We start from the raw sequence: 26,473 nt of genomic DNA on the forward strand, positions 1-26,473 counted from the left end.
TGTACGCTTTGGATCTGACGAATTGTGTCAGGGCAGGTATGCTGGCTGCATATTTTCTCAATCAGAATTAACAAGTGGTTTACATCGTCAGTAAACGTTACGGGATAGTTCGGGAAAATCACTGAAAAGAATATTAAATAATACTGAATTGCTTTTGCCGGCTGTCAATTTTTTGCAATCTGTGGTACATATACTTTTGCCTGAGTTGACAGTTATCTTTTTAATCTGTCTACCGGTCGAAAAAGACAAAAAAATAACAAGTCCATAGGCATTTCTGGTTTGTATTAAGAGGTAACTGATTACCCGGTTAAGCATTTCAGAGATAGACCTGACGAATCCATCTCAATTTGTTTGTATAGACACAATACAAGTATGTGGTTCAGGGAAGTGTCAAAATTAATGGATAAGATTGAATTTATTGGGGTTCGCGCGTGAGTAATGTAATTTCAGTCCGGCAACAGTTCCGGCGGGTACTGAGTACTGATCCAAAGGATGCTATACCAGCAGTGTTGTTCAGCCTGATGGTGGCCACTATCGTATTTATCGGTGAGCCGCCTTATGCACTGGCTAAAGAGCCTGATTTAGAAAAAACAGCACAGACAGAGAGGCATTGTCCTGACAATCTTCCCTGCCAGACAATGAAAAACCGGAGTTAAACTCCGGTTTTTTTTGTGTCAGACGAACGTCTCCGGCAACAACCGGAAAGCATGAGGAGGTCTTTATGAAGCCGGTTGCCCCAGCTCTGCCACTGTTGCTGAAATCATCATATTTTCCCCGCCACGGCTGATGTTCAGCTCGAGTGTTGTACCGGGATCTGTTTCGGCAATCATATCCAGTGTTTTCGATGCACTTTCCAACTGTATACCGTCAATAGCCAGAATCACATCTCCGGCCCGCAAACCGGCCTGATCTGCAGGGCTGCCGTTGGCCACTGCCGTGACTTCGATACCGGGCGTTCCACGATATTCGCTTCCAAGGAAGCCCAGTTGTCCGCGGATCACCTTGCCATTCTGGATGATGTCATCCATTACCCGTCGCGCCAGTTCATAAGGGACCGCAAAGTTGATACCGTCCACGTTACGCACGCCGTTACGGGAATCCCTGACCTGGAAGTTGGCGTTGGTAATGCCTACCAGAGTACCGTTGCTGTCGACCAGTGCGCCGCCGGAGTTCCCCTGATTCAGTACCGCATCTGTCTGAATAAAATCAACGTAATTAGACAGTCCGTTTCGTCCGGCGCGGCTGACAATACCATGAGTAATAGTTTGGCCGAGATCGAAAGGGTTGCCGATGGCCATGACCATGTCACCGACGTGCAAATCAGGCTCGTCCATCTGAGGAATAACATGCAGGCTGTCCGCATTCACTTTAAGCACGGCAAGGTCAGTAAGCTGATCAGTACCAACAATCTGGGCTTCCAGTACACGGCCGTCCTGCACAGCAACAAAAATGCTGTCGGCATTTTCAACGACGTGGTTACAGGTTAACAGGTAACCGTTCTCTGTCATGATGACGCCGGAACCCAAACTGGCCCGTTCACGTGCACGGTTACGGAAAATGCCGGTGTCGTTTTCAATACTGACACTGTAGATGTTTACAACAGCAGGCGCGGAGCGGCTTAATGCTGTGTAATGAGATTGCCTTGCCGGACGGGTAGTGTTGCCGGAGAAAAAGTTGTCACCAAAGCCTGTACCGCTTCTTAAATCCGGCATGAAGACCAGCATAAGTGCTGCTACTACAAGGCCCAGTACGATAGATTTGATGATAAATAAAAAGAATTGCTTGCCTGCCACGCCTGACTCATTCCATTTTGCCTCTTAACATTATGAACGAGGCGGGGTTCATTAATGTTAAGGATATCACCTAAATGATTGAATACCAATCAGGTCATCGGTTTAGCAAAAACAAAACGGGCCGGCAGTATTCGCTGCCGGCCCGCTGTATCTTCACTGCATTTTAATTGCTTAGCGAATGACCAGATAAATGGTGGCGGAGCCCCGTCTGACATTCAGTGCAATGACATTTTCACCGGAATCATCCAGTTTCTCACGGAATTCCGCGACAGTGGTCACTCGTTGGCGGTTAACACCAATGATCACGTCTTCAGGCTGAAGGCCGATACGTGCTGCAGGCGTGTTGCGCTCGATTTCAGACACTTTCACACCATCGTTGCCGGCTTCGTCTTTTCCGTTCACCAGTGTTGCACCTTCAAGCGCAGGGTGAATGGTTGCGGCAGTCACTTTGCTGTCAGCTGCATCGTCGAGCACCACGTTCACGGTTTTTTCTTCGCCGTCACGAATAATCGTCAGCTCAACTTCAGCGCCGGCACCCATACTGGCAATTTTGGCAGCCATTTCACGGAAACTGTGAAGACCACGACCATTCACTTCAGTGATAATATCACCGGCTTTCAGGCCACCTTTTTCAGCCGCAGACTCCGGCGTTACTTCACGAACGAAGGCTCCGCGGTTAGCACTTACGCCCATCGCTTTTGCCAGTCCGGCATCAACATCATTGCCGGTAATTCCCAGCAGTCCGCGACGCACTTCACCAAATTCAGCAATCTGATCCACGAGGTTTTTCATCATATTGCTTGGAATAGCAAATCCGATACCTACGTTGCCACCGTTAGGCCCGAAAATGGCCGTGTTGATACCCACCAGCTCACCGCGCAGGTTCACCAGCGCACCACCGGAATTACCACGGTTGATGGCTGCATCGGTCTGAATGTAGTCTTCATAACCGCCAATGTTCAGGCCGGAGCGGCCCATGGCTGAAATGATACCGGAAGTAACGGTTTGTGACAGACCGAACGGATTACCGATAGCTACTACGTAGTCGCCAACACGCATTTCATCTGAGTCAGACAGGGGCAATGCCGTCAGTTTTTCCGCTTCAATTTTCAAAAGTGCGATATCACTTTGTTCATCAGCACCCAGCTTTTTGGCTTTAAATTCGCGGCCGTCACTCAGTTTTACGGTAATCTCGTCGGCGTTCTCAACGACATGGTTATTCGTAACTACGTAGCCTTTTTCCGAATCGATAATGACGCCGGAACCTAGCCCTTTAAATGGTCTTTCCTGAACCTGCTCCTGCGGGCCGCCAAAGAAGTAGCGGAACATTTCCGGTACCTGCCGCGTGGCAGTTTGCGTACCTTCTACGGAAATGCTCACCACAGCCGGCATGGCTTCTTCAAGCATGGGTGCCAGTGAAGGCACTTCCTGTTTTTTATCATCGCCGAAGAAAGGTAACGCAGCGCCTGCCGTGGCAGACATACCCAAAGTACTGGCGACAACACTGGAGACAACCAACATCTGGCGTAGAGATTTCTTCATATTCGCTTACACTCCTCATGTTTCATGCGATATGGTTACTATCACTGACAGACTCAGGTAAGTGAGAAAAAGTTCCTGAATCAGTCCTTTTCTGCGGTAGAACGACCGGCGTTGCCGACAAACAAACCGGAACTTGCGTTAGCAAAGTCTTTAGGCTGAGTGTCAGAAACCGGTGCAGGTTTGCTCTTTTCTCTCCCCTGCATATTGTTACGTAAATAGGTAGTAGCCTGCTCACCATAGAAAGGTACGCCCGGCGCATCGCCGTCTTCGCCCTGAGTAAGCAAGGTTTCATAATCAGCAACCTGTTGCTTTAATGCCTGGCATTGCTTTTCAATAGACTCAACCGCCTGACGGGTCTGGTGAATGTGATGTGTCGCTTGCTGAGACATCAGTTCCTTAATATTTTGCTCTGCCTGTTTAGCCGAACCGGAAGCGCCGTCACGGGTATACATATAACGGGCAACAAAGAAGCCGATAATCAGGCCCGCAATCAGCAGGGCAACAGGAATTAAAACGTCCATTCATTTCTCCAAAAATCTCTGTGTTCATAACTATTTGAGTTAAGCACAGTAAAACAATCACTCATGCCGACTATAGCAAGTAATGAGCGTGAATGCGCATTGCGAATTGTTGCAAAATGCGGATATGGCGATAAAGTTTGATTTCGTCGTTTTTTTCGACGATTCAAAGCAAATCATTGCCTGTAAACCTTATCTGCAGCCCGGCATTGCGTTATGATAGTGTCTTATTCAGGTTTATACGGTATTTGGTTTTACTTCGACCAATACCACCCCGCATAACACACAGCGCTGCGATTCTACCTGTATTTATCCGGAATTTAAGATCAGATTTTGTTTTTTCAAGGAGGTCGGTGCAGCGGACCTTCTGCCTACCTTCTATCGGGAGTAGTTTCGGCGATGACGCCATGGGAAAAATATCAGCAAGATTTGCAGTTGCCCACGTTTAAACATGATCCTGCGCAGGAAAATGCAGTCAGAGCGCTTCAGCGGTTATACGATGATCTCATCAAAGCGCCGCCATCTTCCGGATTCGGTGCAAGCATCAAAAAACTGTTCGGCAAGCAGCCAGTATCAAAGCCGGTAACCGGTATTTATTTTTACGGCGGTGTAGGCCGGGGTAAAACGTATCTGGTCGATACCTTTTTTGAATGTCTGCCTTTCAGTAAAAAATCACGGGTGCATTTTCACCGTTTTATGCACCGCGTTCATGACGAGCTGAAAACCCTTCCTAATGAACCGGATCCGCTGAAAATTGTGGCTGACAGACTGGCCAGTGAAGCCCGTGTAATCTGTTTCGATGAATTCTTTGTGTCCGACATCACCGATGCCATGATTCTTGGCACCCTGATGCAGGAGTTGTTTTCCCGTGGGATAACCCTGGTAGCGACATCGAATATTGTGCCTGATGAACTGTATAAGAACGGCTTACAGCGGGCCCGCTTCTTACCGGCTATTGATCTCATTAATAAACACACTGAAGTGATTAATGTGGACAGTGGTATTGATTACCGGCTTCGTACTCTGGAGCAGGCAGAAATTTTTCATTCACCGCTGGATGCCGATGGCGATAAGCACCTGCATGAGTATTTTGAGCAACTGGCACCGGAAAATTATCAGACCGGCGAGATGATAGAGGTGAACAACCGTAAAATACCTACCCGCCGCAGTGCTGAAGGGGTGTTGTCTATCGAGTTTTCCGCACTTTGTGAAGGGCCGCGCAGCCAGAGCGACTACATTGAATTGAGCCGCTGTTATCATTCGGTGCTGGTTGCCAACGTGAAGCAAATGGGAGCAAATAACGATGACACCGCCCGCCGTTTCATTGCGATGGTGGATGAATTCTACGAACGCCACGTTAAACTTATAATGACCGCCGAAGTGGGACTGGAGCAGCTGTACACTGAAGGCCGGCTGAATTTTGAGTTTCGCCGGTGCCTGAGCCGCCTGAAAGAAATGCAATCCAGAGAATATCTGGGCAGGGAACATTTACCCTGAGTTAGCGGGCGAACACTGTTAACTCAGCGGCAAAGCCGGTAAACTGCACGACAATTTTTAAACTGTGCCTGAATTTTTTCACGGGCATTGTCAGATAAAAGTACGATACAGAGACCTAAGATGGGCAGAGCATTTGAAGTAAGAAAGAACGCCATGGCCAAAACGGCTGGCGCAAAAACCAAAGTTTATTCTAAATACGGTAAAGAAATTTACGTGTGCGCGAAGAACGGTGGTCCTGACCCGGATACCAACCTGTCGCTCAAGCGTCTGATGGAAAAAGCGAAAAAAGATCAGGTGCCGAGCCACGTTATCGAAAAAGCCATTGATAAAGCTGTAGGTGGTGCCGGTGAAGATTTTGTGCCTGCACGTTACGAAGGCTTCGGTCCGGGTAACTGCATGGTGATTGTTGACTGTCTGACTGACAACAATAACCGCACCATTACCGACGTTCGTAATTGCTTCACTAAAACTAATGCCAAAATCGGTGGTCCCGGTGCAGTAGCTCACATGTTCGACCATCAGGCGATTTTCCAGTTTGCCGGTGATGATGAAGATGCCGTGCTGGAAGTATTAATGGAAGCCGATGTAGACGTGACTGAAGTGGAATGTGAAGACGGTAAAATTACTGTTTATGCACCCCATACAGAGTTCTACAGTGTGAAAACTGCATTGACTGAAGCGTATCCTGATATCACCTTAGATGCCGAAGAAATCAGTTTTATTCCACAGACTGAAGTAGAGATCAGTGAAGAAGATATGCCCATGTTTGAGAAATTCATGGACATGCTGAACGACTGTGATGACGTGCAGGACGTTTATCACAACGCCATCACGCCAAACTAAGCTGTACAAGACAATTTAAAAAGGACTTCCGTTTGAAGTCCTTTTTTTGTTTGTGAACAAGTATTATGGTCGCTTACGTGTAAAAACTTCTGTAGAATGCGCGCCGGAGCTGGCCTGGCAATCGCTGCTCTCGCAAGAGAGGGGAGGAAAGTCCGGGCTCCACAGGGCAGGGTGCCAGATAACGTCTGGGCGGCGTGAGCCGACGACAAGTGCAGCAGAGAGTAAACCGCCTAAGCGCGTAAGCGCCGGTAAGGGTGAAAGGGTGCGGTAAGAGCGCACCGCGCCACTGGTAACAGTGTGTGGCATGGTAAACTCCACCCGGAGCAAGACCAAATAGGCCTTCTATACGTGCGGCCCGCACGGAAGGCGGGTAGGTTGCTTGAGCCTGTGAGTAATTGCAGGCCTAGAGGAATGATTGTCCACGACAGAACCCGGCTTATGGCCAGCTCCCATTTCTAAAAACTCCAAAAAATCTTTTAGATCCTATCTCGTTGAATTGGCTGGTTTTCGGTCGATAGTTCATAATAAAGTATCAGTTAAGATAATATTTACCTGTAGAGAACTAATACAAATCGCGCTTTAATACGTAGGCATCGGGACAAATTAATTTGCAGGACAGAATAGCCAGAGGTTATCTGAAGCAAATTACTACAATAAGTATTTACCCATAAGGAGATCTCATGGGACAGGCAAAGTTAAGCATTCTCGCTACCGCAGTTGTGTTGGGATTAACCGGTTGTGGTGGTTCAAGTTCAAGTGTTGATGATACCCGCGAACCGACAAACACCGCGCCGGTTGCCGAAGCCGGCAGTGCGCAGGACGTGGCGACAGGCACCGAAGTTTCTCTGTCAGGCGCAGGCAGCTCTGATGCCGATGGTGATTCTTTAACATACACGTGGGCATTTACATCTGTGCCTTCAGGCAGTGATGCAACCCTATCCGGCGCGTCCGCTGTTTCTGCTGCATTCACACCGGATGTAGACGGTGAGTACATCGTTTCTCTGGTGGTTAACGACGGCACAGTAAACAGTGCTTCCGACACTGTCGTGGTAACTGCCACCGCTGCGAATACCGCGCCGGTTGCTGATGCCGGTGCCGATCAAAACGTTCCGACTTCTTCAGTTGTTACTTTAAATGGTGGAGACAGTACAGATGCAGATGGCGACAGTCTGACTTTCAGCTGGTCGTTTTCTTCCCAACCTGCCGGCAGCACTGCTGAATTAAGTAATGCTGCGTCTGCATCACCTACCTTTACACCGGATGTTGACGGTGAATATACCATTGCTCTGACAGTCAACGACGGCACTACAGACAGTGAAAGTGACGACGTAATTGTCACGGCCAGTACCGAAAATTCTGCGCCTGTAGCAGAAGCCGGTGCTACTCAGAACGTTACACTGGCAACCCTGGTAACATTAGACGGTTCCGCCAGTAGTGATGCTGACGGTGATACACTGACTTATTCCTGGACCATTGCTTCAGCACCTGAAGCTAACACCGCAGTACTTGGCGGAGCAACGACAGCTGCCCCGACCTTTACGCCGGATGCAGAAGGTGAATATGTTGTTTCACTTATTGTAAATGACGGCACAGTTGATAGTGCTGAAGACAGTGTGACTATTAATGTGGCGAGTGGTAACTCGGCACCTGTAGCGAATGCGGGTGAAGATCAGAATGTTGCAACTGGCGATACTGTTCAACTTGACGGTGCGGCAAGTACTGACTCGGATAATGATGCATTAACTTACGCATGGAGCTTTGTTTCAAAACCCACAGACAGTACAGCGACACTGAATGACGATACTGCTGCAGATCCTACATTCACTGCGGATTTGGCGGGTAGCTATGTATTGTCGCTTGTGGTTAACGATGGCACGGTCAGCAGTGCTGCAGACAACGTGCAAATTGAAGCCGTTGATCCACGGGTGAGATTATTCCGTAAGAGCGGTTCGTCGGATACATATAATGAGTTCAGCGTAAGCTCTCAGTTTGCCGGTAACTTCTCCCGTGAAGTCTCTGATCCGCCTCCTGAGTCTGTTACTCTGGTTACCCTGAAGTTGCTTGCTGAAGGTGGCGATTTCACCGTAACAAATGTGTCAGCCTCAGATTCACGAAACGTAGTTGTCCCATTCTTTACTGGTATCGAAAACGGTACGGTACTGACTAAGGGCACCGAAGTGATTGTGACTCTGGACTCTCCGCCTACAGGTGGTCAGGCAACCTCACTGACCTACACATTTGAGATTGAAGAAACAGGCGAAACATTCCTGGCGGTATACCAGTTCAGTACCACTACACCATAATGTGATACTCACTGAAAAACTAACGAAAATGCGCTCTTATGAGCGCATTTTTTATTGGAAGCGTTTGTGATGAATAGTGTTGTCGTTTGCGCTGTTGAGCATGAAATCAGGCACTGAACGATAGCGGGGTGAATTGGTTGCACCGTTGTTTTGTTTAGCACTGTGCCAGCTGAATTGGAATAATGTCATCTTTCCATCCTGACCGGATGCAATAATAACCGGCGTTTTCTTTGTCAGTGCGCCGCAACTTTCCGTAATTAAATCCTGAACCTTTTCCTCAATAACAGCTTGTAACGAGGTATTAAGGAAGACGGCATTACATACATTAACTTGTGCGGCTAATGAAAGTGCACTGGTGGCACTAAGAGGCATAACACGGCTGGTCAGTAGCAAAGGGTCATTGTCTTCAGTGGCTCTCAGCTCATTTATCCAGTCGATATTCACCGGGAGCCAGTGGATGTCGTGCTGAGACGGGGTTAACTGCCGGCAGGTTTGTTTGACTGTGCTCATAAGATTGCCTGCAAACGCCCTGTGATGCTCACCAAAACCGTGAATAACAACTGCTATAACGTGGTTTGACATCTTGTCCTCTCTGACATTCTTATTTATTTAAAGTGTTTATGCAGATACCAGTGAGCCATTCAGGCGGTTTCTCTCACACTTTTTAAGAATAAATCTCATTAATTTTCAAATAATCAATGGTGATTGAAATTTGTGCTTTCTCTGCAGGTGTTGTGTTTCAATGGCTTAGCTGACACAAGATAGCCATATTGTGCTTTTTTTCTTATATATAGAGTGCTGTAAATAAGCCTTTAAGAAGCGGTCGCGATCTGCGATAGGCATTGATTTAACTGGCGTTAGCCGATATGGTTGGAAGCACAAAAGCAATAAAGTACTCAAAAATTTTTACCCGGATTAGGAACACCCGTGACGCACCCCGCCGCACTTATTGAACGCATCGTTCAGGGTGATAAAAATGCAGAAAGGCAGCTCGTAGAAAATTACTATCAGGGGCTGCTTTTTATTTTATACCGACAAACCGATTCATTATCGCTGGCTGAAGATCTCACTCAGGATACATTCGTCGTTGTTCTCAGAAAATTGCGCGATGGTGATCTCCGCAATCCGGATGCGCTGTCTTCTTTTATTCGCCAGACAGGTATTAATACGCTGATTGCCTACCGGCGTTTGCAAACCCGCAGACAAACTGATGTTTCACATCTTACCGACACGTTTGCTGCGCAAAACCCTACTTTGCTGCACCAACTGCACGAGCGTGATGCGTCAAATCTGGTTCTCCGGGTGTTAAATCAACTGGGTACAGAAAGAGATCGGGAAATTCTCAGTCGTTTTTATCTGCATGATGAGGACAAAAGCACCATTTGCGACAGTCTGGATTTGACGCCGGCTCACTTTGACCGTGTATTATTTCGTGCAAGACAGCGTCTCAGACAACTTATCGAAGGTGATGATGAAGCTGCTTCCAATGTCAGGCAGATTATCGATGGTGTCATCGTGCTGATGCTGCTTGCGCCTGTAGGCGGGCAGAATGCTTTTTCTCCGCAATTTATCTCTTTTACGGAAGAGGTGAGAGTTTCCGTCTCTCACAAGCACTTTAATGGACAGAATGGCCGGATACCACAATCAGGCCAAAAAACTGACCAGGCCTTTTATGTCTGAAAAATATAATGATGAATTCACCCGGCGTTATCTTGCTAAGCAGCTGACTCTTGATGAAGAAATTGCCTTTGAAGTTGCTATGCTCGATTCAAATGAGCTGACGGAACAAGTGATACTTAGCCAGTCACTAAGTCAGGCTGTACCTGATGTGGCCGTATTACCTCAGAAAGTCAGAAAGACAGCCTCGTTGCCAGCATGGGGAGCTTTTGCTCTCGCCGCCGGAATCTCAGCCTGGATTTGGCTACCGGCAGCTCTGGTAACATCCGGACCGGAAGTGAGTCCGGCAATTGTTTATCTTGAAGATTTTCGTAGTCACGTGACTCAACCTGTGACTTTACATTTCAATGACGGTGAGCAATTTAAAGTCATCGTCAGTGATGCACCGCCAGACTTTAGCGGCTCTGTTTACGCACTCCTGACCAATGCAAAGGGAGAAGAAATTGAGTCGCGGCTATTGAAGCCGAATGATAATAATGAAATCACGCTGGTTATCCGTGCCGGAGATATCGATAACGGAAATTATCAGCTGATTCTGTCCCGTCATGGTGGCAATAATGATAATACTGAGATCAACCGGTTCTCCCTGGAAGTAAAAAAGGACTAAAAAATGGGTGGTGAAGATAGGGATTATCTTTTCGGAAAAACACGGATGCCGCTGCCTGCTAAAGAGGAAATTGCAGAGATGGTCGCTGCAATTATTCCCTGGTCCGATCCCATTTCCGAAACGCCTGAGGCTCCTTACACCTCTGCTGGCATGCAAGCGTTACTGACACCGGTCAGTGAAAACCCTGTTCACCCTCCGGAGCAGTCAGTAAGCGAAAATGTTGTCAAAATTCCTCTGAATCCCGGCAAGTTACCGGCAGGATTTACTTATTGGGGGCAGTGGATAGCCCACGACATTATTTCACCCACTCATCCGGCACAGAATCACTATTCATCAAGGCAAGTCTCTCCGGCTTTGAATATGGACAGCCTCTACGGTGAATCAGGAAGTTTACCTCCGCACTGGCTTACCGATGAGCAGGGCTTTTTCAGATTGCCTGATAATGACTGGGATTGTTTGCGCGATAATTGTGGTACGCCCCTGCTGTTCGAACCCCGTAACAATGACAATGCGATAATTCTTCAATTTCACAGTCAGTGGCAGCGCATTCACAACCGTATACTGGGAAGCTTATGCCAATCGCCGGAGCGCGAGTTACCTCACCTCTGCGAGGACGTGTCATGGTTTCGTAAAGCGCAACAAATTACCGTCGCTTTATTTCACCATCTGGTTATTCATGAATGGTTGCCTGCCATTCTGGACCGGCAGGTTTATGACTATTACTTTTCTGAACAGCCGCCCGCTGTCACCATACTCGGGAGCGACGAATACATATCAAGAGTGCCCTATGAATTCAGTCACGCAGCGTTTCGTTTCGGGCACAGTATGGTGCGCGAAACCTATAAACTTCGTGGAAATGACAGTTTCACATTACATGCACTGCTGACTCATCAGGCTGAAAGAGGAAAGGCCATTCCGCCCATTGACTGGTCATTGTTTTTCGGCGAGTTTGCTCAGGAAGTTCAGCCTATTAACTTAATTGTAGTGTCCGGCATGGGTGGGATACCGGTTTCCCGTAATATCGCAGAGCGCAATATTGCCGCTGGCATGAAAGCAGAATTGATGACAGTTCAGGAGTGTAAACAGTATCTTGAGGGAGAATACCCTGAACTGTTTAAGGGCTGCGGATTGACAATGGACGACAGCGAGTCACTGCTGACAGAGTTGAAGATGGATCCGATGAATCAGGCATCACTGTTTTATACCCTTCACAGGGAAAACCGCCTGCCGCTCTGGCCATTTCTGCTCGCCGAATCTTCCGCTCAGGAGGACAATCCGGGGCACAGAATGGGAAAACTGGGCAGCGTAATTATCGCTGATGTATTACTGCATGCCATCAATGCCGCGAAAAAACAGTTATTCCCGCTAAAAGAAACACAACAAGAACTCGCCATTTGTCTGGATCAGTTCAGCAAGCAGTGTGGCGTAGAAAACGCAGCATCTCTTACTATGTCTGCAATTTTATGTAAAAAGGAGTAAACCACCGTGGAGTCTTTGAAAGACGGATACTGGCAAACCAGTAAAGCCGGCGTCAACTATGTTAATCACCGCACAATTGTCCCTTCGTTAAGTAGTTATCACCCTGAAGGGCTGGGACAAAACTATCCGGTAAAGTTCATCTTTGATGAGAAAAAAGGCACTTACCAGGTGGTTCTTGGCGGGTTATGGAATGGTACCGCGCAAGCTATTATGAAACTCAGCGAATTTAAGGTCATTGATAAATCGGGTATTTTTATTTCTAACACCATTCCTTTAGATGCAGCGCAGGGCACCGATGTGGCAGGTTTTAAATCGGTACGGGTTTCTATTGTAGCCTATGAATATGAGCATGAAGAAAAAACGGTACGGGAGTACACGTCAACACTCGCCTGGTTGAGAGATGGCCCGGCGGTCAACGACGGTGATCCGTCAGAGCTCATTCTGACAAGCTATCGCTGGAAACACGACGACTGAAAAAACGGCAGGAACTGACGAATGCGTTTTTCTACAAGGAATTCATTTATTGCAGGTATGCTCCGCAGAGCAGGCCTTGCAGCACCGGTCTTCTTTGTATTTGCGACGTCAGTTTTTGCTTCTTCTTCAGCTCCGCACACGTTGTGTGGGGAGCCTGCCGGATGGGCTGCGCTTAATCAGGTTTATGAGCAGGATGGTGTTTTCTTTCAATGTACCGGCCTTTCCGCGTCGGCATTAAACGTTAATGACGTTAAGCAGGCCTCTTTGTTGGCTTTGCTGGCTAAGTTTGATACCGGGTATGTTCAGCAAGGCCTGTCGCTGCCTGATGACTTAGCGGATCAAATCGGGGCGCAGTCTGTCAGTATTAATGACCCTTACTATCATGAGTGGTTGATAAGAAATCTGCTGATAAAACTGGAAAATATGGCCTACAGGGAAACAGCTTCGCTTGCGGCGGAAGCTATTTCAAGGGATGTTTTCGCCGGGTCTGCTTATGAAAACACAGTCAGGCTGATATACCTTCAAAGCACGTTTTCTATAGACCAATACGATAAAGTGAAGCAGATTTGTACTTCCCCGGATCTGCTGGCCAGCGTCAAAAATAATCAGCAGGAAGCTGTATTCTACGGGTTTTGTGGCTTTAATGATGTATTGTCTGAGGACTCGTCAATCAGAGAGTCCGGATACGCACAGTTGCAACTTGGTAGCGCGAGGATAATGGCTGATACCGATCCTCATCTTTGTGCACAAATAAATAATGGTCTGGCGAGTTATTTTCAGTCGGTGGCAGATTTACCCCGCACTGAACAGTTTCTGGAAGAGGGCATTGCCTGTTTACCAGCTCCGGAAAATTTGCAACAGCAGGAGATGCTGGACGATCTCACCAATAATCTGGCCTGGGTATACCGGCATCAGGGGAAGCTGCCTGAGTATCTTGCCACGCTCAGAGAGTCGGTTTACCGCCATACTTATAATCTGGCACCGGAAAAGCTTATCGTCAGCTATGCTAACCTGGGTCGGGCTTATATGCTGGTGGGAGATATTGAGAAATCTGAACGATATTATCAGCAGGTATTGCAGGTAAGTAATGCAGAAAACTTCACTACCGATTTCGTGGATACACTTATCTCTCTTGCCGGCATCGCGATTTCGAAGAATGATCTGGCATCCGCTCAAAGCTGGCTGGACGAACTGGCTCCTCTGCAGCACACCAGACTTCAGGAATCACGATACGAGGTTTTGTTGGCAAGAATAAGAGCAAGATTGTCGCCTGCAGAGTTTGACGAAGATGCCTGTGTAAGAGCATTAGGACATCTCACCGGCCAGTATTCTGTGACTCAACGTTCACAACTGATGAGTGACTGGCTGGAGGTGCTGTTACTGGTTAAGCGTTACGGGATGGCTAAAACTCTGATAGAAGACATCAGCCAGCATCGCCGGATGACATTGTCAGTGAGCCTGGCGCTTGCGAATGCCAGAATGACTCTGTTAAAGGCCGGTGGTGGCGAGCATCTTCCTGAAATCGCCGGAATTTTTTACGATGCATTCGCCAGTATTACGGAAGCTTCAACACGGTTCAGCAGTAATGAAACCGGGATGAGCTGGTTAAGTCAGTCCCGCAGACTGATCAACAATTACTTATCGGCCATTCTGCCTTCAGACGATGAGCGCATTATAGAGGAAGCTTTGTTTATCTCTGAAAGGTTCTCCGCGATCGTTTTCAACCGTCACAGAATGGCTCTGGCCAGCCAGAGTTATGAAAAAGTGGATGAGACATTGCAAAGCGAGTGGATGTTGGCAAACGCCGCTATGCCTGACCCCCAATCTTCAGCAGTTAATGATGATAAGCAATTTCTCAAAGATAAACTCTGGGAGCGTGTTCAACTGGCCGGTCAGCAAAGGGAGCTTAATGATAGTGAGCCTGTGCAGACATTCTCGTTAGATAAAATCCGTCAAGGTCTCGGAAATAAGCGGGCTATCCTGAAAATTTTTGCACTGGAGAATAAGAGTTGCGCCTATCTTATTTCAGGCCCTTACATAGAACAACAATGCGCATTCAGCCCGGATGCGCTGACTGCGTGGATAAGCGGCAGGCTGACGGAGTATCATGGCTTTGAAACCCTGTATTTACTGCCTGAAGGGCCGTGGAGAAATAGTTCTTTTGCCGCTTTGAATGATAAAACCGGAACCCGCTATCTGGGATTTGAAATGGGGCTCGTCAGGATCTTGTCTCTGATGGACTACCAGAGCGCCGGAGATGAAAACAGCGCCGCCGGTAATATTGTTGCTTTTACCAACCCCTCGAATCCGTCACCTGAATATATGTCTGATAGTGAGGCAATGCAGTGGCGCGCAGGGTTTCCTCCATTACCATGGACAGCGAGAGCAGCAGATGTACTGGCAACTTCCTTTCCTACAGTCCCCTTACAAGTGTTTACCGGTGATGATGCAACAAACGAAAGCATCACTTCCGCGGCTGCAAGAGATGCTTCCTTATTGCATGTAGGCAGTCATGCCTGGTATTCGCCGGAGTCGCCGGAAACCGTGGGGCTGGTTACTGCAACAGGCGATGAAAATGAACATCAGGGCTATATCTCCTATGAAAATCTGTTCTCTCATGTTTTTCACAACCGTTTGGTGGTTATCAGTGCCTGTGAAACGGAAATGGGCAAATCCTATCAGGGGATCGGGATGAGAAGTTTAAGCCACGGATTTCTCTATCAGGGGGCCGGAGCAACCATTTCAACGCTCTGGAAAGTGCCGGACCGGGCAACAGCTGAATTTATGCAACATTTCTATGTTTCTTTGGCCGGTAACGGAGGCGACATCGCGGATGCCATGCGAAATGCCAGGGTGCTGCTGGCGTCAAAGCGTCGATTCCGCGATCCGAGATATTGGGGGGCCTTTGTGTTTACTGTTACCGGTCCTGACTACGAATTCCTGTCATTAGAGCATTGATCTGCTTTTATTCCGGAGTCCGGTACGGCAAACTTTTCGCACAGTACGAATGCTGCTGTCAGTACCGTTATAAACAGCAAAGGCAGGAAGTATATTCCTGCATTAGTATCATAAGCGGCCTGAATTAAATAAGTCGCTATCGCTGCCCTGCAACCTGTCAGCAGGCCATTGAAAGCACAATCTACAGGCCTGAAAATCCGCCAGAGCATGTACCCCAAAGGCATCGCCAGTATCAGGAAACCCACAATACCTGTTGTCGCCATGGTTTCGAGGTAGTCATTGTGAGCCCGCTTAGACATCTTAGAAATGCCCAGTGCCATCGGTTTGTAGACATGCTGAATATAAGGGTAAGTACCGGGACCTGTGCCTGTCACCGGATGATCACTGATAACACTGATAGCAGTATTTCTGAGGTGCATTCTGCCATTGTCGGCCATTTTCTGGTGAGCAAAACGGTCATATACCGATGACTGCATGAAAAGAACAGCAGCTGCGAGTAACATTACCGCACCGGCAGCAATGCGCTTTACAGACAACCATTCTTTTACAAGTGATTTATGACGCAGCAGGAACATCGCGCCGGCGAGTCCTGATCCGCCGGCTAAGGCGACAATAACGCCACGACTGCTGGTATTGATAAGGGTAAGAGTAAGCACTATCAGAGTCAGAATCAGCGTTACAGTAACCATTCGGTTGCGGCGGCCCCTGATATTATCGGCCAGCACACCTGCAGAAAGTGCAATACCAAAAGCAATGTAAAGTGCATATTGGTTTTTATAGCTGAAGGTCCCTCTTATGCCGTCTTGCCACTTCAAATCCCATGGCGGAATGTTACCCACCAGTTCAAATTGACCTCCACTGAAGAAATTGAGCAAAGAATACAGTGCTGTGATGGTGCATCCGGTCACCAGAATAATAATTAGTTTGTGCAATCTCTCTTCTGAATGGCAGAGAAGCCATACCGAAGGCAAAAGTAGTGCTATTCCGAGAAATTTTATCCATTCAATCAGACTGGCCTGATAGTAAACAGACAGCCGTACTTCATTTTCCTGGCCATTTAACGTGTACCAGTGGCTCATGTGCGGGGACAAAAAGTCAGTGACGGTAGCGGGAAGCGGGATCAGATACAAGGCTGCGTATAAAAGCCATGCCGCGAACATTATTAAAACGTAACGGATGCTGCCTTTAAAATGGAATGAGGATGAGAGAACGGAGAGTGCAAAAAAAATACTGATACAAGCCGCGGCAAGCACCTGCTCCCATTTTAAATCAAGTCCGTGAAACCAGGGGAAAACAACAAACAGACTACCCAGTAATACAAGAGCGGCGCGATTTACAAACCTGTTTATCATTGATTTGTACCCGGATTGCCGGTAATCGCTTTTAATTTCGCCGTTGTTGCTCTGTCAGGTGAAATTTTTAAAAAAGGGCGTATCACATTATGGGTTTTCATGGCCTGAATCAGAATACGTTTCACCGGCTGTTGTCTTAATCCGCTTTGAATAACAGGAAGGGCGAGCTCGTTAATATCGGCAGGTAATTCCTCCCAGTGCGCAATCAGATAGCTACCCGCATTAATTTGCACTTCTTCTTCATTTGGCGCCAGCGGTAGCCATGTTCTGAGTAAATCATGATATGCGGTGACAGGTTGATCGTTTAGAGATGCATTCGCCATGGTAAGGGCAAATGCCTGATAATGTGCCGGCTGTAGTGCATGGATTCTGTTGATAAACGCGTTAAAAAACTCCGGCACGTTGTTTTCACCGCCAACCCGTGCAATCTGCAATTTGTGCAGGGCAAGTGAAGCCTGCAGATACGGGATCTCTGCTTCTCCCGGTTGCCGCATTGATAATCCGGTTAATGCTTCGCTGTAGTTTTCAAACGGAATGAGTGAATCTCCGGGACCCGGAAGCGCTGACCGGGACAACGCTTTTTCACCGGAAATCGTTTCAGTCAGCCGGTGCAGTTCGACATAATCTGACGCTAAAAACAAACACCAGCCGGCAAAAAGTAATGAGCCCGAAGCCAAAATTAGCCTTGTAAGCGATAGGGTAAGCGGCCCGAGTCCTTGATTTTCTTTGTTATCCAGAGTGACCTGATTCAAAATAGGGTACGCCATAAGTAAGACTGATGAGGCAACCGGCGGGACAGCGACCGGTTTACCTCGTTTATCTGTATTCTTGCAATTTGTATTTCAGTGCAACGAGTATTCCAACTTTCGCAGTTCGGGAAAAGATTTAAAAGGTTGCGCTTCAGGTGAAAGGTATAGGTAAAGAGCAAATGTAATTAAATTACACACTTTATATCTCTAAGTAGGATCTGTATCCTCAAAGTGTCGTAAAAATTTACACTGGTAACATTAAAGTCCCAAAGAAAATTGTTTTTAGGAAAATTGAATATTCGCCTTGATAGCCCTTTAAACGTCCAACATTTGTTACTTGCCAGCTACTAAACGGCAAGTATTTAATTGAGGCTATCTGTTTTACGTTTATAAATGTTTCATAAAACAATGCAAAATGTTCTTATTTTGTTAATTTTTGGTGCATCTTTCAGCTTGTTGTCAGCATTCTTTACAAAGCGAATTAAAGATACAAAGCTTAGGCAGTAAAACACGCCGAAAATGGTCAGTTTTTGATGCTTACATCAATATGTAACAATATGCTGTCAGGTTCACTTTATTATAAATAAAATAATTCACGCAGTTACTTCATGGGTTTTTCACGGAAGAGAGGAATAGCCTTTAATTGAAAAAGTTGGTATTTGTTTTGCTTTGCTTAGACTAATGGAGCAAGCGCATTCACGAGACTTCAAACAAATACCGTGAGTAACCGAATTATAGTTACCCAAAAATTAACGTTACACGCAAGGATGGTTCATCATGGGAAACGGCTTCGTTAGAAACAATATTAATCAATTTGCCGTAGTATACCGCTTTGTTGATTTTCTGATCATTCAGCTCACTTTACTGGCTGCATGTAATCTGTATGGTGTGCCCATTGACGTGCACTATCATTTGCTTGGCCTGATCGGAAGTACTACCTACCTGCTGTCTGCAGAACTGTTCTGGCTGTATCGTTCCTGGCGCTCAGGTACCTCTAAAGAACTGATTTTTTACACCGTTGTAAGCTGGTTTGTCAGTACTGTCGTGGTGCTTTCCTATCTCTTCCTGTCTAAAACGTCTGACGACTATTCCCGCGTTGCGTTGTCAGCATGGGTTATCGTTGCCCCTGTTTTCCTGTGCTCCTGGCGTATGTTTATGCGGGCATTTTTGTATCATGTGCGCAAGAAGGGCTTTAACAGCCGCTCTGTTGGCATTATTGGTATGAATGAGAATGCTGTTGCGCTGGCCAATGAGTTGAAACGTAACCCTCATACAGGTTTCAGGATTGACGGTATCTTTGATGATCGTGATACAGACCGTCTGGCTATTCCCGATGGTATGAAAGTAGAGGGCTCAATTAACGACGCTATTGCTGCGGTCAGAAATGGTGAGTTTGATCAAATCTTCATAACATTGCCGATGACAGCCAACAAACGCATTGAACAAATTCTGCATCAGTTAGGTGATACAAACGCTGAAGTTCACTTTGTTCCGAATTTCTTCATGTACAACATGGTGCATTCCCGTCTTTGTAATATTGGTAATTTACAAACAATCAGTGTGTTCGACACGCCCATGCGCGGAGCAACGACTGCGATTAAACGTGCTGAAGATATTTTCCTCGCAACGTGCATTCTGGCTGTCATTGCCGTCCCGATGCTATTTATCGCAGCGGCTGTGAAGCTGACATCTAAAGGTCCGGTCATTTTCAAACAGAACCGGTACGGGGTAGACGGGAAGAAAATTAAAGTATGGAAATTCCGTTCTATGACCGTTACTGAAGATGGTGATAAGGTCACTCAGGCAACCAAAGGCGACGCCCGGATTACCAAAGTCGGTGCATTTTTACGCCGCACCTCGTTGGATGAATTACCCCAGTTTATTAACGTTTTGCAGGGCTCAATGTCTGTTGTCGGTCCCCGTCCTCATGCTGTCGCGCACAATGAGATGTACCGCAAAACTGTTAAATATTACATGCTGCGTCACAGAATCAAGCCGGGTATCACGGGGTGGGCGCAGGTAAATGGCTGGCGTGGTGAAACAGACACCGTTGAAAAAATGCAAATGCGTGTGCAGTACGATCTGGAATATATTCGAAACTGGTCTTTGTGGCTCGACTTTAAAATTGTTATCTTTACTTTCTTTAAAGGCTTCGTGGGCAAAAACGTTTATTAACGGGTCTTCTCCCGAAGTCAGTTGCAGTAACAGTATCGGATAAACATGTGGACTAAAAGCCTGTACTTTGGCAGGAACATATTTCGGCACTACAGGCTTAGTTTTCTGTTTATCTTCGCCATCCTGATGGCAGAAACTGCTCTCAATCTTGCTATTCCTTATGTTGTTGGTAAGCAGTCAGCCGCCGCGGTAAACAGCAGTTTCACTTCTTTAAACGAACTCACACTTTACCTTGCTGCATGGTGTGTGCTTTTCGCTGTTCAGTCACTTCTGAAATTCTTTTCTACTTATCAGTTGAATGTATTGGGGGCCAGATTAATGGCCAACCTTAGCTGCAGGTTATATGACCACGTGCAAATCATGCCTATGAAGTATTTTCAGAATACGAATAAGGGTGATGTGTTGTCGCTGCTTACCTATGATTTAGGAACAGTGAGTTATTTCGTTACCAGTGTTCTGACAACCTTACTCCCCAATATACTGGTGCTGGTGGGAAGTGTGATCATGATGTATCTGATTGAACCACTGGTCGCCGTGCTTATCATCACCCTTGTGCCTCTGGTTTATGTCGTGACCAAACTGGTTGGCAGGCAGATTCATCCTTTGTCCAAACAAATCGTCCAGAAGCAGGCCGATACTCTGGCGATTGCCAGTGAGAATATCAGCACAATTTCCCTGATAAAGTCGTTTAACCGCGAAGAGGCAGAGTCCAGCAGGTATAAATCTCATACAGGTGAAGTACTGTCATTAAGAACCAGACAATTTCGTTATCAGGCCATGCTGCCGCCGCTGATTCAGTTTCTCGCCTCAGTGTGTATTATCACAATTATCGGGGTATGTTTGTTGCAGTTTAAAGCGGGCAAGATTGATGTATCAGATATTGTCAGTTTGCTTCTTTACGGCATGATTTTTACACGGCCCGTAAGTGCGCTCGCCGGGTTATACGGACAGACGATGCAGATGAGTGGTGCTTTATCGCGGTTACTCGCTATGCACGCTCAGGAAAGGGAGCCTACAGAAACAGGGCTTGCTGAACTGGCTGCAGAAAGAGGTGAGGTGCGGTTCGACAATGTCTGTTTTTCCTATCAGGACAATGCAGATATATTGTCTGGTATTTCTTTTACATTAAAAGCCGGTGAAACGGCGTTGATAACGGGTGAGAACGGAGCAGGTAAATCTACCTTGTTGCACTTGCTCATGCGCTTCTTTGAGCCGTCCCGGGGGCAGATCAGCATTGACGGACAGGATATATTTAAAGTCACCACCACGTCAGTGCGCGCTTGTATAGGTCATGTCTCTCAGGATGTCGTATTATGCAATGGCAGTATTCTTGATAACATTACTTACGGTGTTGAGAAACCAGAACCGGATGATATCGACAAGGTATGCAAATTGTCCGGACTTACTCAGATTGTGGCGAAAATGCCGGCAGGAATGAGCACATTAGTCGGCGAGGGCGGTATCAGGCTATCTGGCGGGCAAAGGCAACGTATCGCTCTGGCCAGAGCATTACTGAAGCGGCCAAAAATCTTATTGTTCGACGAACCTACATCGATGCTGGATGAGGGAGGAAGGCACCGTTTTAAAGACGAATTTGAACATCTCTTTAAGCACTATACGGTATTGATGATTTCCCATGACCCTACAATTGCCGATGTGGCAGACCGGTTGTTTGAATTGCAAAACCGGACATTAACTGAATTGGTAGTAAAGGAATAACATGACAGCTTATAAATTGAAAGAAGACGTCCTGGCTCAAAAAGTCGTCGATGAAATGGTGATCCTTGAGCCGGAGAACGGTGAATATTTTACAGTTAACGGTGTCGGCACCGAGATGATTTCACTACTTGAAGAGGGCAAAGATGAGGATGATGTGGTATCAGCAATGGTATCCCGTTTTGATGTATCTGAAGATGAAGTCAGGAAGGACTACGCTGAGCTTGTGGCTTCGCTCCTTGAACAGGGTCTGATTGAGAAAGCGTAAGCATGATGGCAGATGCTTTCTTTCGATTACCGTCGAGCCATAAAAAGCTTTTTATTAAGGCGTGGCTGATGTTTCTGATATGGGACTGGCGTATTTCAAAACAGCCGTATCAAAAATGGAAAGGACATATTTTTACCCCGGATCAATTTCAAAGTACGAAAACGCCAGTTCCTGAATCGTTTATCTCTGTCATTGAGAAGGCGGGCAGGCATCATATCCGGAAAATGAATTGCCTGAGAAGGTGCCTGGTGACCATGTCATTACTCAACGACCTTCAAATTTATCCCGGGTTACATTTCGGGGTGAGAGTAACGGCAGGGAAAACGGAGGCCCACTGCTGGCTGACACATGACGGCATAATCATTAATGATAGTCATGATGTTGTCAGCACTTATACAGAATTGAGAACGAAAAAAGGAAGTGAACAGGCTTTTCTCAGCGCGTTGACCTAGACATGAAATGCCTGAATCCAGCGCTGGGTGAGGATGACAAACAACAGGTCCACATGCACACCGCCATGCCGGTTATATACCGCATCATCAAAAGCTTTAAGCACTTTCTTATTGTCAATCAGTCCACGATCGCTCAGATACGGGTGAGACAAACATTCCCGGAGTTCACCAGCATTTTCTCTGACAAGATTGCCGAAATGATGATCAAAGGTGGTTTTCGTTTGACGCCAGCATACTGAATCCGGTAAGTGGCGGCTCATCGCATTACGTAAAACGAATTTGGGATAAGGCCCGCGTATCAGTTGCGAGGGTGGCACAGCGAAAGAAAACTCAGCAAGCCGGTAATCGAAGAAAGGATGCTTCACCTCTATATCAAACTCGGCAGCGATGGCATCGTAGGATCTGACAGAATTAAACGTGGTAGTTGTTTTGAGCGCAAAGTATCTGGCATGGCTGGCTGGTTCTTTGACAGGATCAAAGGGATTATGGAACCCGAAAGCTTCGTTGGCCAGCAGGCGTGATTTGTCTGTCAACCAGGCTGGCAGTGGCAGCACACCGGGTGTTTTTCCTTTCAGACGTTTGGCCATATTCAACATGGCAGTGGGTACGAAAGGTTTAATGAAGAGTTCACGGGCAACAGATTTAAAAGACATGCCAGTTTCTACGCAGGCTTTGTACACTTCAGTTAGAACACCCCATTCCCCTTCACGTAAACGCTGGGTGTATGCACTGGCATGACCCCAGCAAATTTCGTCGCCCCCGTTTCCGGTAAACAGTTTACTGATACCCATTTGCTTTAAATCTGAGAGTTCATCCCGGTAACGGGGAGACAGAACAATACCCGGATGATCAAAATGTGGCGGGTAAAGACTTAGAAAATTACGATATCGTGATTTGTCCACATCCTGAAAATGAAACTCTTCTAACTGAAGATATTCGCGCATGTCACGGATCAATTCAGTCTCATCTGATTTAGGATCGTGCTTATAGTAATGCGAAACCGCAATACAGCGGCGTTTATGCTGCTTCTGATACTGGTGTACAAGAGAGGTAACCGAGGTAGAGTCCATCCCGCCGCTCATCTGGCAGCCCGCTACTTCTGTCGTTCCAGTGTATTCTTCCACCACAGAAGTAAAGAGCTCGCGAAAGGCAGTTGCATACTCATCATCACTGGTGAGTCTGATCCGGTTTTCCGGATCAATATCCCAATATTGATGACTTGTTACCTTATCCTTACTGCATCGCAGGTAGTGGCCTGCCGGCAATATCTGCAGCCCTGAATAAATACTTAGCTGAGGGACTGGCTGACCGGCAAGCCATCCGGCTATGGCAGTGTCTGAAAGTACCGGCTTTAGTCCGGATACATCCAGCGCATGGGCAGCACTGTTACTGATGACGGTGAAATCAGGTGTAGACACGAAGTACAGAGTAGTCAGAGAAAGCGCGTCCGTACCGATGATAACAGCATCATTTTCAGACTGTATAAAAAACGGACAGTTTATAGATGCTAACTTTTCTGCAGTCCGCTCATCTGCCTGAACGGGTAATTTTGTGTCACCACTGTTTGAAAAACCACTGAGTCTGCCGTTGCGAACAAAGCAATGGGTAAAAAACTGGCTTTCAAGCCCGCCGGACTGAAGCGGACCCGGGGACTTATGGCTGTATATGAAGAGAAATGGTTTCACAAAGTTCCGTCTTGTTGCGTAAATGCACCATTACTGAGCGATCAGACATAGTAACAGGTTCTGCTGAGTATGCCTGAATGCTAACATTAATAAATTCAGGAGAAAAATTAACATTGCCAATTTAACTTCATAATTTATAATCTGTTTTCTGCATCAGTTCGGGAGAAAAATTGGTGCAGCAGATATGATCTAAAAGGATCTGTCTGAATTTTTTACAGATCTGTTTGTAAATATCATTCATTAACATCAAATTCACATCATTATTTTTTAAATAATTGAAAATACTCATTTTTTTAAATGTGGCGTGATGCTTGCTTTTCTATTGTGTACAACAATAATTTATACCACGTAGTTTTATACTTACAAGGAATATGGAATGAAAAAGTCGGCTTTACTTGGGGCAGCAGCAGCCCTGCTTTTAAGCGGTCAAGCTTCAGCTAGCTACATCAGCACTGTCACCGGCGCTGACATGGCAGGCATGGAAGTGACTGTTACTTACTCTGACCTGAGCACTGAGACGTTAACTTGGGGTGTAACCTCAAGCGACGCGACTGTACCTTATATGGAAGGTTACAGCGGCGGCGTTACCGGTACTTCGTGGTCTTTAACACAAACTGGCGATACTATCGCTGATCAGCCTCCTGGTGCCGCATATGTTTACGGTGCATGGACTTTCACCTATGACGGTACTGGCCTGAGCATTGCATCTGTTTATGTTGATGCATATGCTGCTGATGTTGTTTTTGATACTGTTTCAGGCGATGCGAGTGCTAATGGTTCTCTTGCTGGTCGTGAACTGGTTACAGACGGTTATGTGTTAGATGCTTCATATTCAATGAATATTGAAGATGAGCTTTTTGGTGGTTTAACACTGAGTGGCGTTAGCGGCAACCTGATGGACGCTGCAGGCAGCTTCCAGTTTGTTGTTGATACAGACAAAGTGGCTGTACCAGCACCTGCAACTCTGGGTATCTTTGCCGCTGCTCTAGGATTTATGGGCTTCAACCGCCGTAAAAAGGCATAAGGATAGAAAACATGAAAACTTTTGAAAATGCTTCTGAAAGCAAACAAGAGTATGTAAAGCCGGAACTGCAAAAAGTAGGTACCCTGGCTGAACTGACTGAAGGTTTCGCAGGTAGCATTCCTGACGAACAAGGCGGTCAGACTAAGCGTAACCCATTCCAGGGTTAAGCTGATCGGATAAAAAAAGGCCAGTCATACGACTGGCCTTTTTGTTTTGCTCTGAGCATGTATCCGTACCCATCACTCGAGCGCTGCGTCTCTACCCGTTCTTCGCTGAAATCCATTCATTAATTTGCCTGCAAACTTCAGTCAGTCGTTCAAGTCCATCAGGATATTTTATTTCATAAACCGGAAGCGTATTTATCAACGTAGCAAGTGAGCCAACCCGTTGTTTGTCGATTCCCAGCGCTTTATAAGCGTCACCCAGCATGCTGTTTTGCATGAGTAATATGAGCGCTTTACTATTGGCTATGCGTGTTATTTCAACAGGTCCGGTATAATTCTCAGCTCTGTTCAGAAAATACAATGCACTTATTTGAGCGGGTTTATCTTCTGACATCTGCCCGGTGAAAGTGATTTCATTTTTTGCGAAGCGATCGTGTACTTTTTTAACTGTTGTTTTATCGAATGATGCACTGTCTGCAAAATACTCTGTGCTATCTGGCCACAGACGAACTTTAGGCCAGCTGGGATATACTGAAAAAGCATTGCCGTCAGAAAACAGGGCTGCCATGTCATCAGTCGTGAGAGTAAATCCTTCGTGAGTTAATGCTGTGGTTAATGTCGACTTCCCGGTCCTGCTGGGAGCAAGAAACAGATGCGCCTGTCCTTCTTTTACCAGCGTATTAGCATGCAGGCAAAGGTGACCTTTTTGTTCAAGAAAAACAGATAAACCGATAGTTTGCAGGTAGTGAGCAGGTCCTGTGCCGTTAGCATGCCAGTCTACTTTAATACCTTCTTCAGTGAATTCGAATGCGCCTTTGCCTTCGCAATCAATCATCAGCACCTGCCGGTCATTTTCCCGGTGAAGCTCTATAACTGACTTATACCTTTCACCTTTGTCGGTCAGTTTCCATATCGCACTTTCTTGTGATGGTGATTCGACTTTGCCACTACTGAGCCGCAGTGCGTATTTGTTCTTTATTGCCGGCTTTGAATCCGTAAATAAACTCACCCCGTGCAAGGGCACACTGCAAAGTGAATAAAGCGCCGTATTGTTATCCATTCCATTTCTACTTCAGATATTGAATTGCCGCAACACACTTAGCAGTGCTACTCCGTAAAGCGCGCATCAATGTGCTTTTGATTGATTGTACAGTAATTAAATCAGGAATGATCCGCTGAAGCCACAGGAAGGAAGCT

Annotated in this window: 24 protein-coding genes and 1 other RNA gene; 17 read left to right on the forward strand and 8 right to left on the reverse strand. The window is 46.6% G+C overall.

Going from position 1 to position 26,473, the window contains the following annotated elements:
* The first annotated feature begins 431 nt into the window (after positions 1-431).
* On the forward strand, positions 432-656 hold the full coding sequence (locus tag DS731_RS04485) for a hypothetical protein (protein WP_150154233.1): 225 nt from the start codon (positions 432-434) through the stop codon (positions 654-656).
* A gap of 63 nt (positions 657-719) precedes the next feature.
* On the opposite strand, the gene DS731_RS04490 is transcribed toward DS731_RS04485, so the two are convergent.
* The 3 genes from DS731_RS04490 to DS731_RS04500 form a co-directional block, all read right to left on the reverse strand.
* On the reverse strand, positions 720-1,724 hold the full coding sequence (locus tag DS731_RS04490; RefSeq protein ID WP_119503299.1) for a trypsin-like peptidase domain-containing protein: 1,005 nt from the start codon (positions 1,722-1,724) through the stop codon (positions 720-722).
* 240 nt (positions 1,725-1,964) lie between these two features.
* Positions 1,965-3,335 carry a DegQ family serine endoprotease gene (locus tag DS731_RS04495; protein WP_119500201.1) on the reverse strand — a complete coding sequence of 457 codons (1,371 nt, stop codon included), beginning with the start codon at positions 3,333-3,335 and terminating at the stop codon, positions 1,965-1,967.
* 80 nt (positions 3,336-3,415) lie between these two features.
* Positions 3,416-3,856, reverse strand: coding sequence for a ZapG family protein (locus tag DS731_RS04500; RefSeq protein ID WP_119500202.1), 441 nt, complete (start codon positions 3,854-3,856; stop codon positions 3,416-3,418).
* A gap of 88 nt (positions 3,857-3,944) precedes the next feature.
* Here DS731_RS04500 and DS731_RS22335 point away from each other — a divergent pair, with 88 nt between their 5' ends.
* From DS731_RS22335 to DS731_RS04520, 5 genes are all read left to right on the forward strand, one after another.
* Positions 3,945-4,073 carry a hypothetical protein gene (locus tag DS731_RS22335; protein WP_269748659.1) on the forward strand — a complete coding sequence of 43 codons (129 nt, stop codon included), beginning with the start codon at positions 3,945-3,947 and terminating at the stop codon, positions 4,071-4,073.
* A gap of 179 nt (positions 4,074-4,252) precedes the next feature.
* Positions 4,253-5,350: a cell division protein ZapE gene (zapE, locus tag DS731_RS04505; protein ID WP_119500203.1), complete on the forward strand. Its 1,098-nt coding sequence runs from the start codon at positions 4,253-4,255 to the stop codon at positions 5,348-5,350.
* 120 nt (positions 5,351-5,470) lie between these two features.
* The gene (locus DS731_RS04510; RefSeq protein ID WP_119500204.1) at positions 5,471-6,193 is read left to right on the forward strand and encodes a YebC/PmpR family DNA-binding transcriptional regulator; all 723 of its coding nucleotides are present in this window, start codon (positions 5,471-5,473) and stop codon (positions 6,191-6,193) included.
* Between the two features lie 105 nt (positions 6,194-6,298).
* Positions 6,299-6,647, forward strand: an RNA gene (gene rnpB, locus DS731_RS04515) — RNase P RNA component class A.
* 226 nt (positions 6,648-6,873) lie between these two features.
* Positions 6,874-8,496 carry a PKD domain-containing protein gene (locus DS731_RS04520; RefSeq protein WP_119500205.1) on the forward strand — a complete coding sequence of 541 codons (1,623 nt, stop codon included), beginning with the start codon at positions 6,874-6,876 and terminating at the stop codon, positions 8,494-8,496.
* A 51-nt stretch (positions 8,497-8,547) separates the two neighbouring features.
* Here DS731_RS04520 and DS731_RS04525 read toward each other — a convergent pair whose 3' ends face one another.
* On the reverse strand, positions 8,548-9,006 hold the full coding sequence (locus DS731_RS04525; protein WP_119500206.1) for a hypothetical protein: 459 nt from the start codon (positions 9,004-9,006) through the stop codon (positions 8,548-8,550).
* Positions 9,007-9,423: 417 nt separating this feature from the next.
* Between DS731_RS04525 and DS731_RS04530 the strand changes: the two genes are divergently transcribed.
* Genes DS731_RS04530 through DS731_RS04550 form a run of 5 tightly spaced genes read left to right on the forward strand, consistent with a single transcriptional unit; the run spans position 9,424 to position 15,691 of the window.
* Entirely contained in the window at positions 9,424-10,176 is a 753-nt protein-coding gene (locus DS731_RS04530; RefSeq protein ID WP_119500207.1) for an RNA polymerase sigma factor, read from the forward strand.
* Positions 10,169-10,780: a hypothetical protein gene (locus tag DS731_RS04535; RefSeq protein WP_119500208.1), complete on the forward strand. Its 612-nt coding sequence runs from the start codon at positions 10,169-10,171 to the stop codon at positions 10,778-10,780. The genes DS731_RS04530 and DS731_RS04535 overlap by 8 nt, the downstream gene beginning before the upstream one ends.
* Positions 10,781-10,783: 3 nt before the next feature.
* Positions 10,784-12,259: a peroxidase family protein gene (locus DS731_RS04540; protein WP_119500209.1), complete on the forward strand. Its 1,476-nt coding sequence runs from the start codon at positions 10,784-10,786 to the stop codon at positions 12,257-12,259.
* Positions 12,260-12,265: 6 nt separating this feature from the next.
* Complete coding sequence (locus DS731_RS04545; protein ID WP_119500210.1) at positions 12,266-12,733, forward strand: hypothetical protein; 468 nt, start codon at positions 12,266-12,268, stop codon at positions 12,731-12,733.
* Positions 12,734-12,754: 21 nt separating this feature from the next.
* Complete coding sequence (locus DS731_RS04550; RefSeq protein ID WP_119500211.1) at positions 12,755-15,691, forward strand: CHAT domain-containing protein; 2,937 nt, start codon at positions 12,755-12,757, stop codon at positions 15,689-15,691.
* Here the strand turns inward: DS731_RS04550 and DS731_RS04555 are convergent.
* Together DS731_RS04555 and DS731_RS04560 are read right to left on the reverse strand one after the other, a co-directional pair.
* Complete coding sequence (locus DS731_RS04555) at positions 15,664-17,043, reverse strand: O-antigen ligase family protein (protein ID WP_119500212.1); 1,380 nt, start codon at positions 17,041-17,043, stop codon at positions 15,664-15,666. The two genes, DS731_RS04550 and DS731_RS04555, sit on opposite strands and share 28 nt — an antisense overlap.
* Positions 17,040-17,684 (reverse strand): hypothetical protein, encoded by a 645-nt coding sequence (locus tag DS731_RS04560; RefSeq protein ID WP_150154235.1) that lies wholly within the window; start codon positions 17,682-17,684, stop codon positions 17,040-17,042. The genes DS731_RS04555 and DS731_RS04560 overlap by 4 nt, the downstream gene beginning before the upstream one ends.
* A gap of 885 nt (positions 17,685-18,569) precedes the next feature.
* Between DS731_RS04560 and DS731_RS04565 the strand changes: the two genes are divergently transcribed.
* From DS731_RS04565 to DS731_RS04580, 4 genes are all read left to right on the forward strand, one after another.
* Positions 18,570-19,967: an undecaprenyl-phosphate glucose phosphotransferase gene (locus DS731_RS04565; RefSeq protein WP_119500214.1), complete on the forward strand. Its 1,398-nt coding sequence runs from the start codon at positions 18,570-18,572 to the stop codon at positions 19,965-19,967.
* Between the two features lie 126 nt (positions 19,968-20,093).
* The gene (locus tag DS731_RS04570; protein WP_161599097.1) at positions 20,094-21,686 is read left to right on the forward strand and encodes an ABC transporter ATP-binding protein; all 1,593 of its coding nucleotides are present in this window, start codon (positions 20,094-20,096) and stop codon (positions 21,684-21,686) included.
* Position 21,687: 1 nt separating this feature from the next.
* A complete protein-coding gene (locus DS731_RS04575) occupies positions 21,688-21,951 on the forward strand; it encodes a PqqD family protein (protein WP_119500216.1) in 264 nt (87 codons plus the stop codon).
* Between the two features lie 2 nt (positions 21,952-21,953).
* Complete coding sequence (locus DS731_RS04580; protein ID WP_119500217.1) at positions 21,954-22,403, forward strand: lasso peptide biosynthesis B2 protein; 450 nt, start codon at positions 21,954-21,956, stop codon at positions 22,401-22,403.
* Here DS731_RS04580 and DS731_RS04585 read toward each other — a convergent pair.
* Positions 22,400-24,088 (reverse strand): asparagine synthase-related protein, encoded by a 1,689-nt coding sequence (locus tag DS731_RS04585; protein WP_161599098.1) that lies wholly within the window; start codon positions 24,086-24,088, stop codon positions 22,400-22,402. The two genes, DS731_RS04580 and DS731_RS04585, sit on opposite strands and share 4 nt — an antisense overlap.
* 376 nt (positions 24,089-24,464) lie before the next feature.
* On the opposite strand from DS731_RS04585, the gene DS731_RS04590 reads away from it, so the two are divergent.
* On the forward strand, positions 24,465-25,112 hold the full coding sequence (locus DS731_RS04590) for a PEP-CTERM sorting domain-containing protein (RefSeq protein ID WP_119500219.1): 648 nt from the start codon (positions 24,465-24,467) through the stop codon (positions 25,110-25,112).
* 11 nt (positions 25,113-25,123) lie between these two features.
* Entirely contained in the window at positions 25,124-25,279 is a 156-nt protein-coding gene (locus DS731_RS04595; protein WP_119500220.1) for a lasso RiPP family leader peptide-containing protein, read from the forward strand.
* A gap of 91 nt (positions 25,280-25,370) precedes the next feature.
* Here the strand turns inward: DS731_RS04595 and DS731_RS04600 are convergent, their stop codons facing one another.
* Positions 25,371-26,336 (reverse strand): hypothetical protein, encoded by a 966-nt coding sequence (locus tag DS731_RS04600; protein ID WP_119500221.1) that lies wholly within the window; start codon positions 26,334-26,336, stop codon positions 25,371-25,373.
* Positions 26,337-26,473: the final 137 nt, after the last annotated feature.

The organism is Alteromonas sp. RKMC-009 (assembly GCF_003584565.2).
Taxonomy (GTDB): domain Bacteria; phylum Pseudomonadota; class Gammaproteobacteria; order Enterobacterales; family Alteromonadaceae; genus Alteromonas.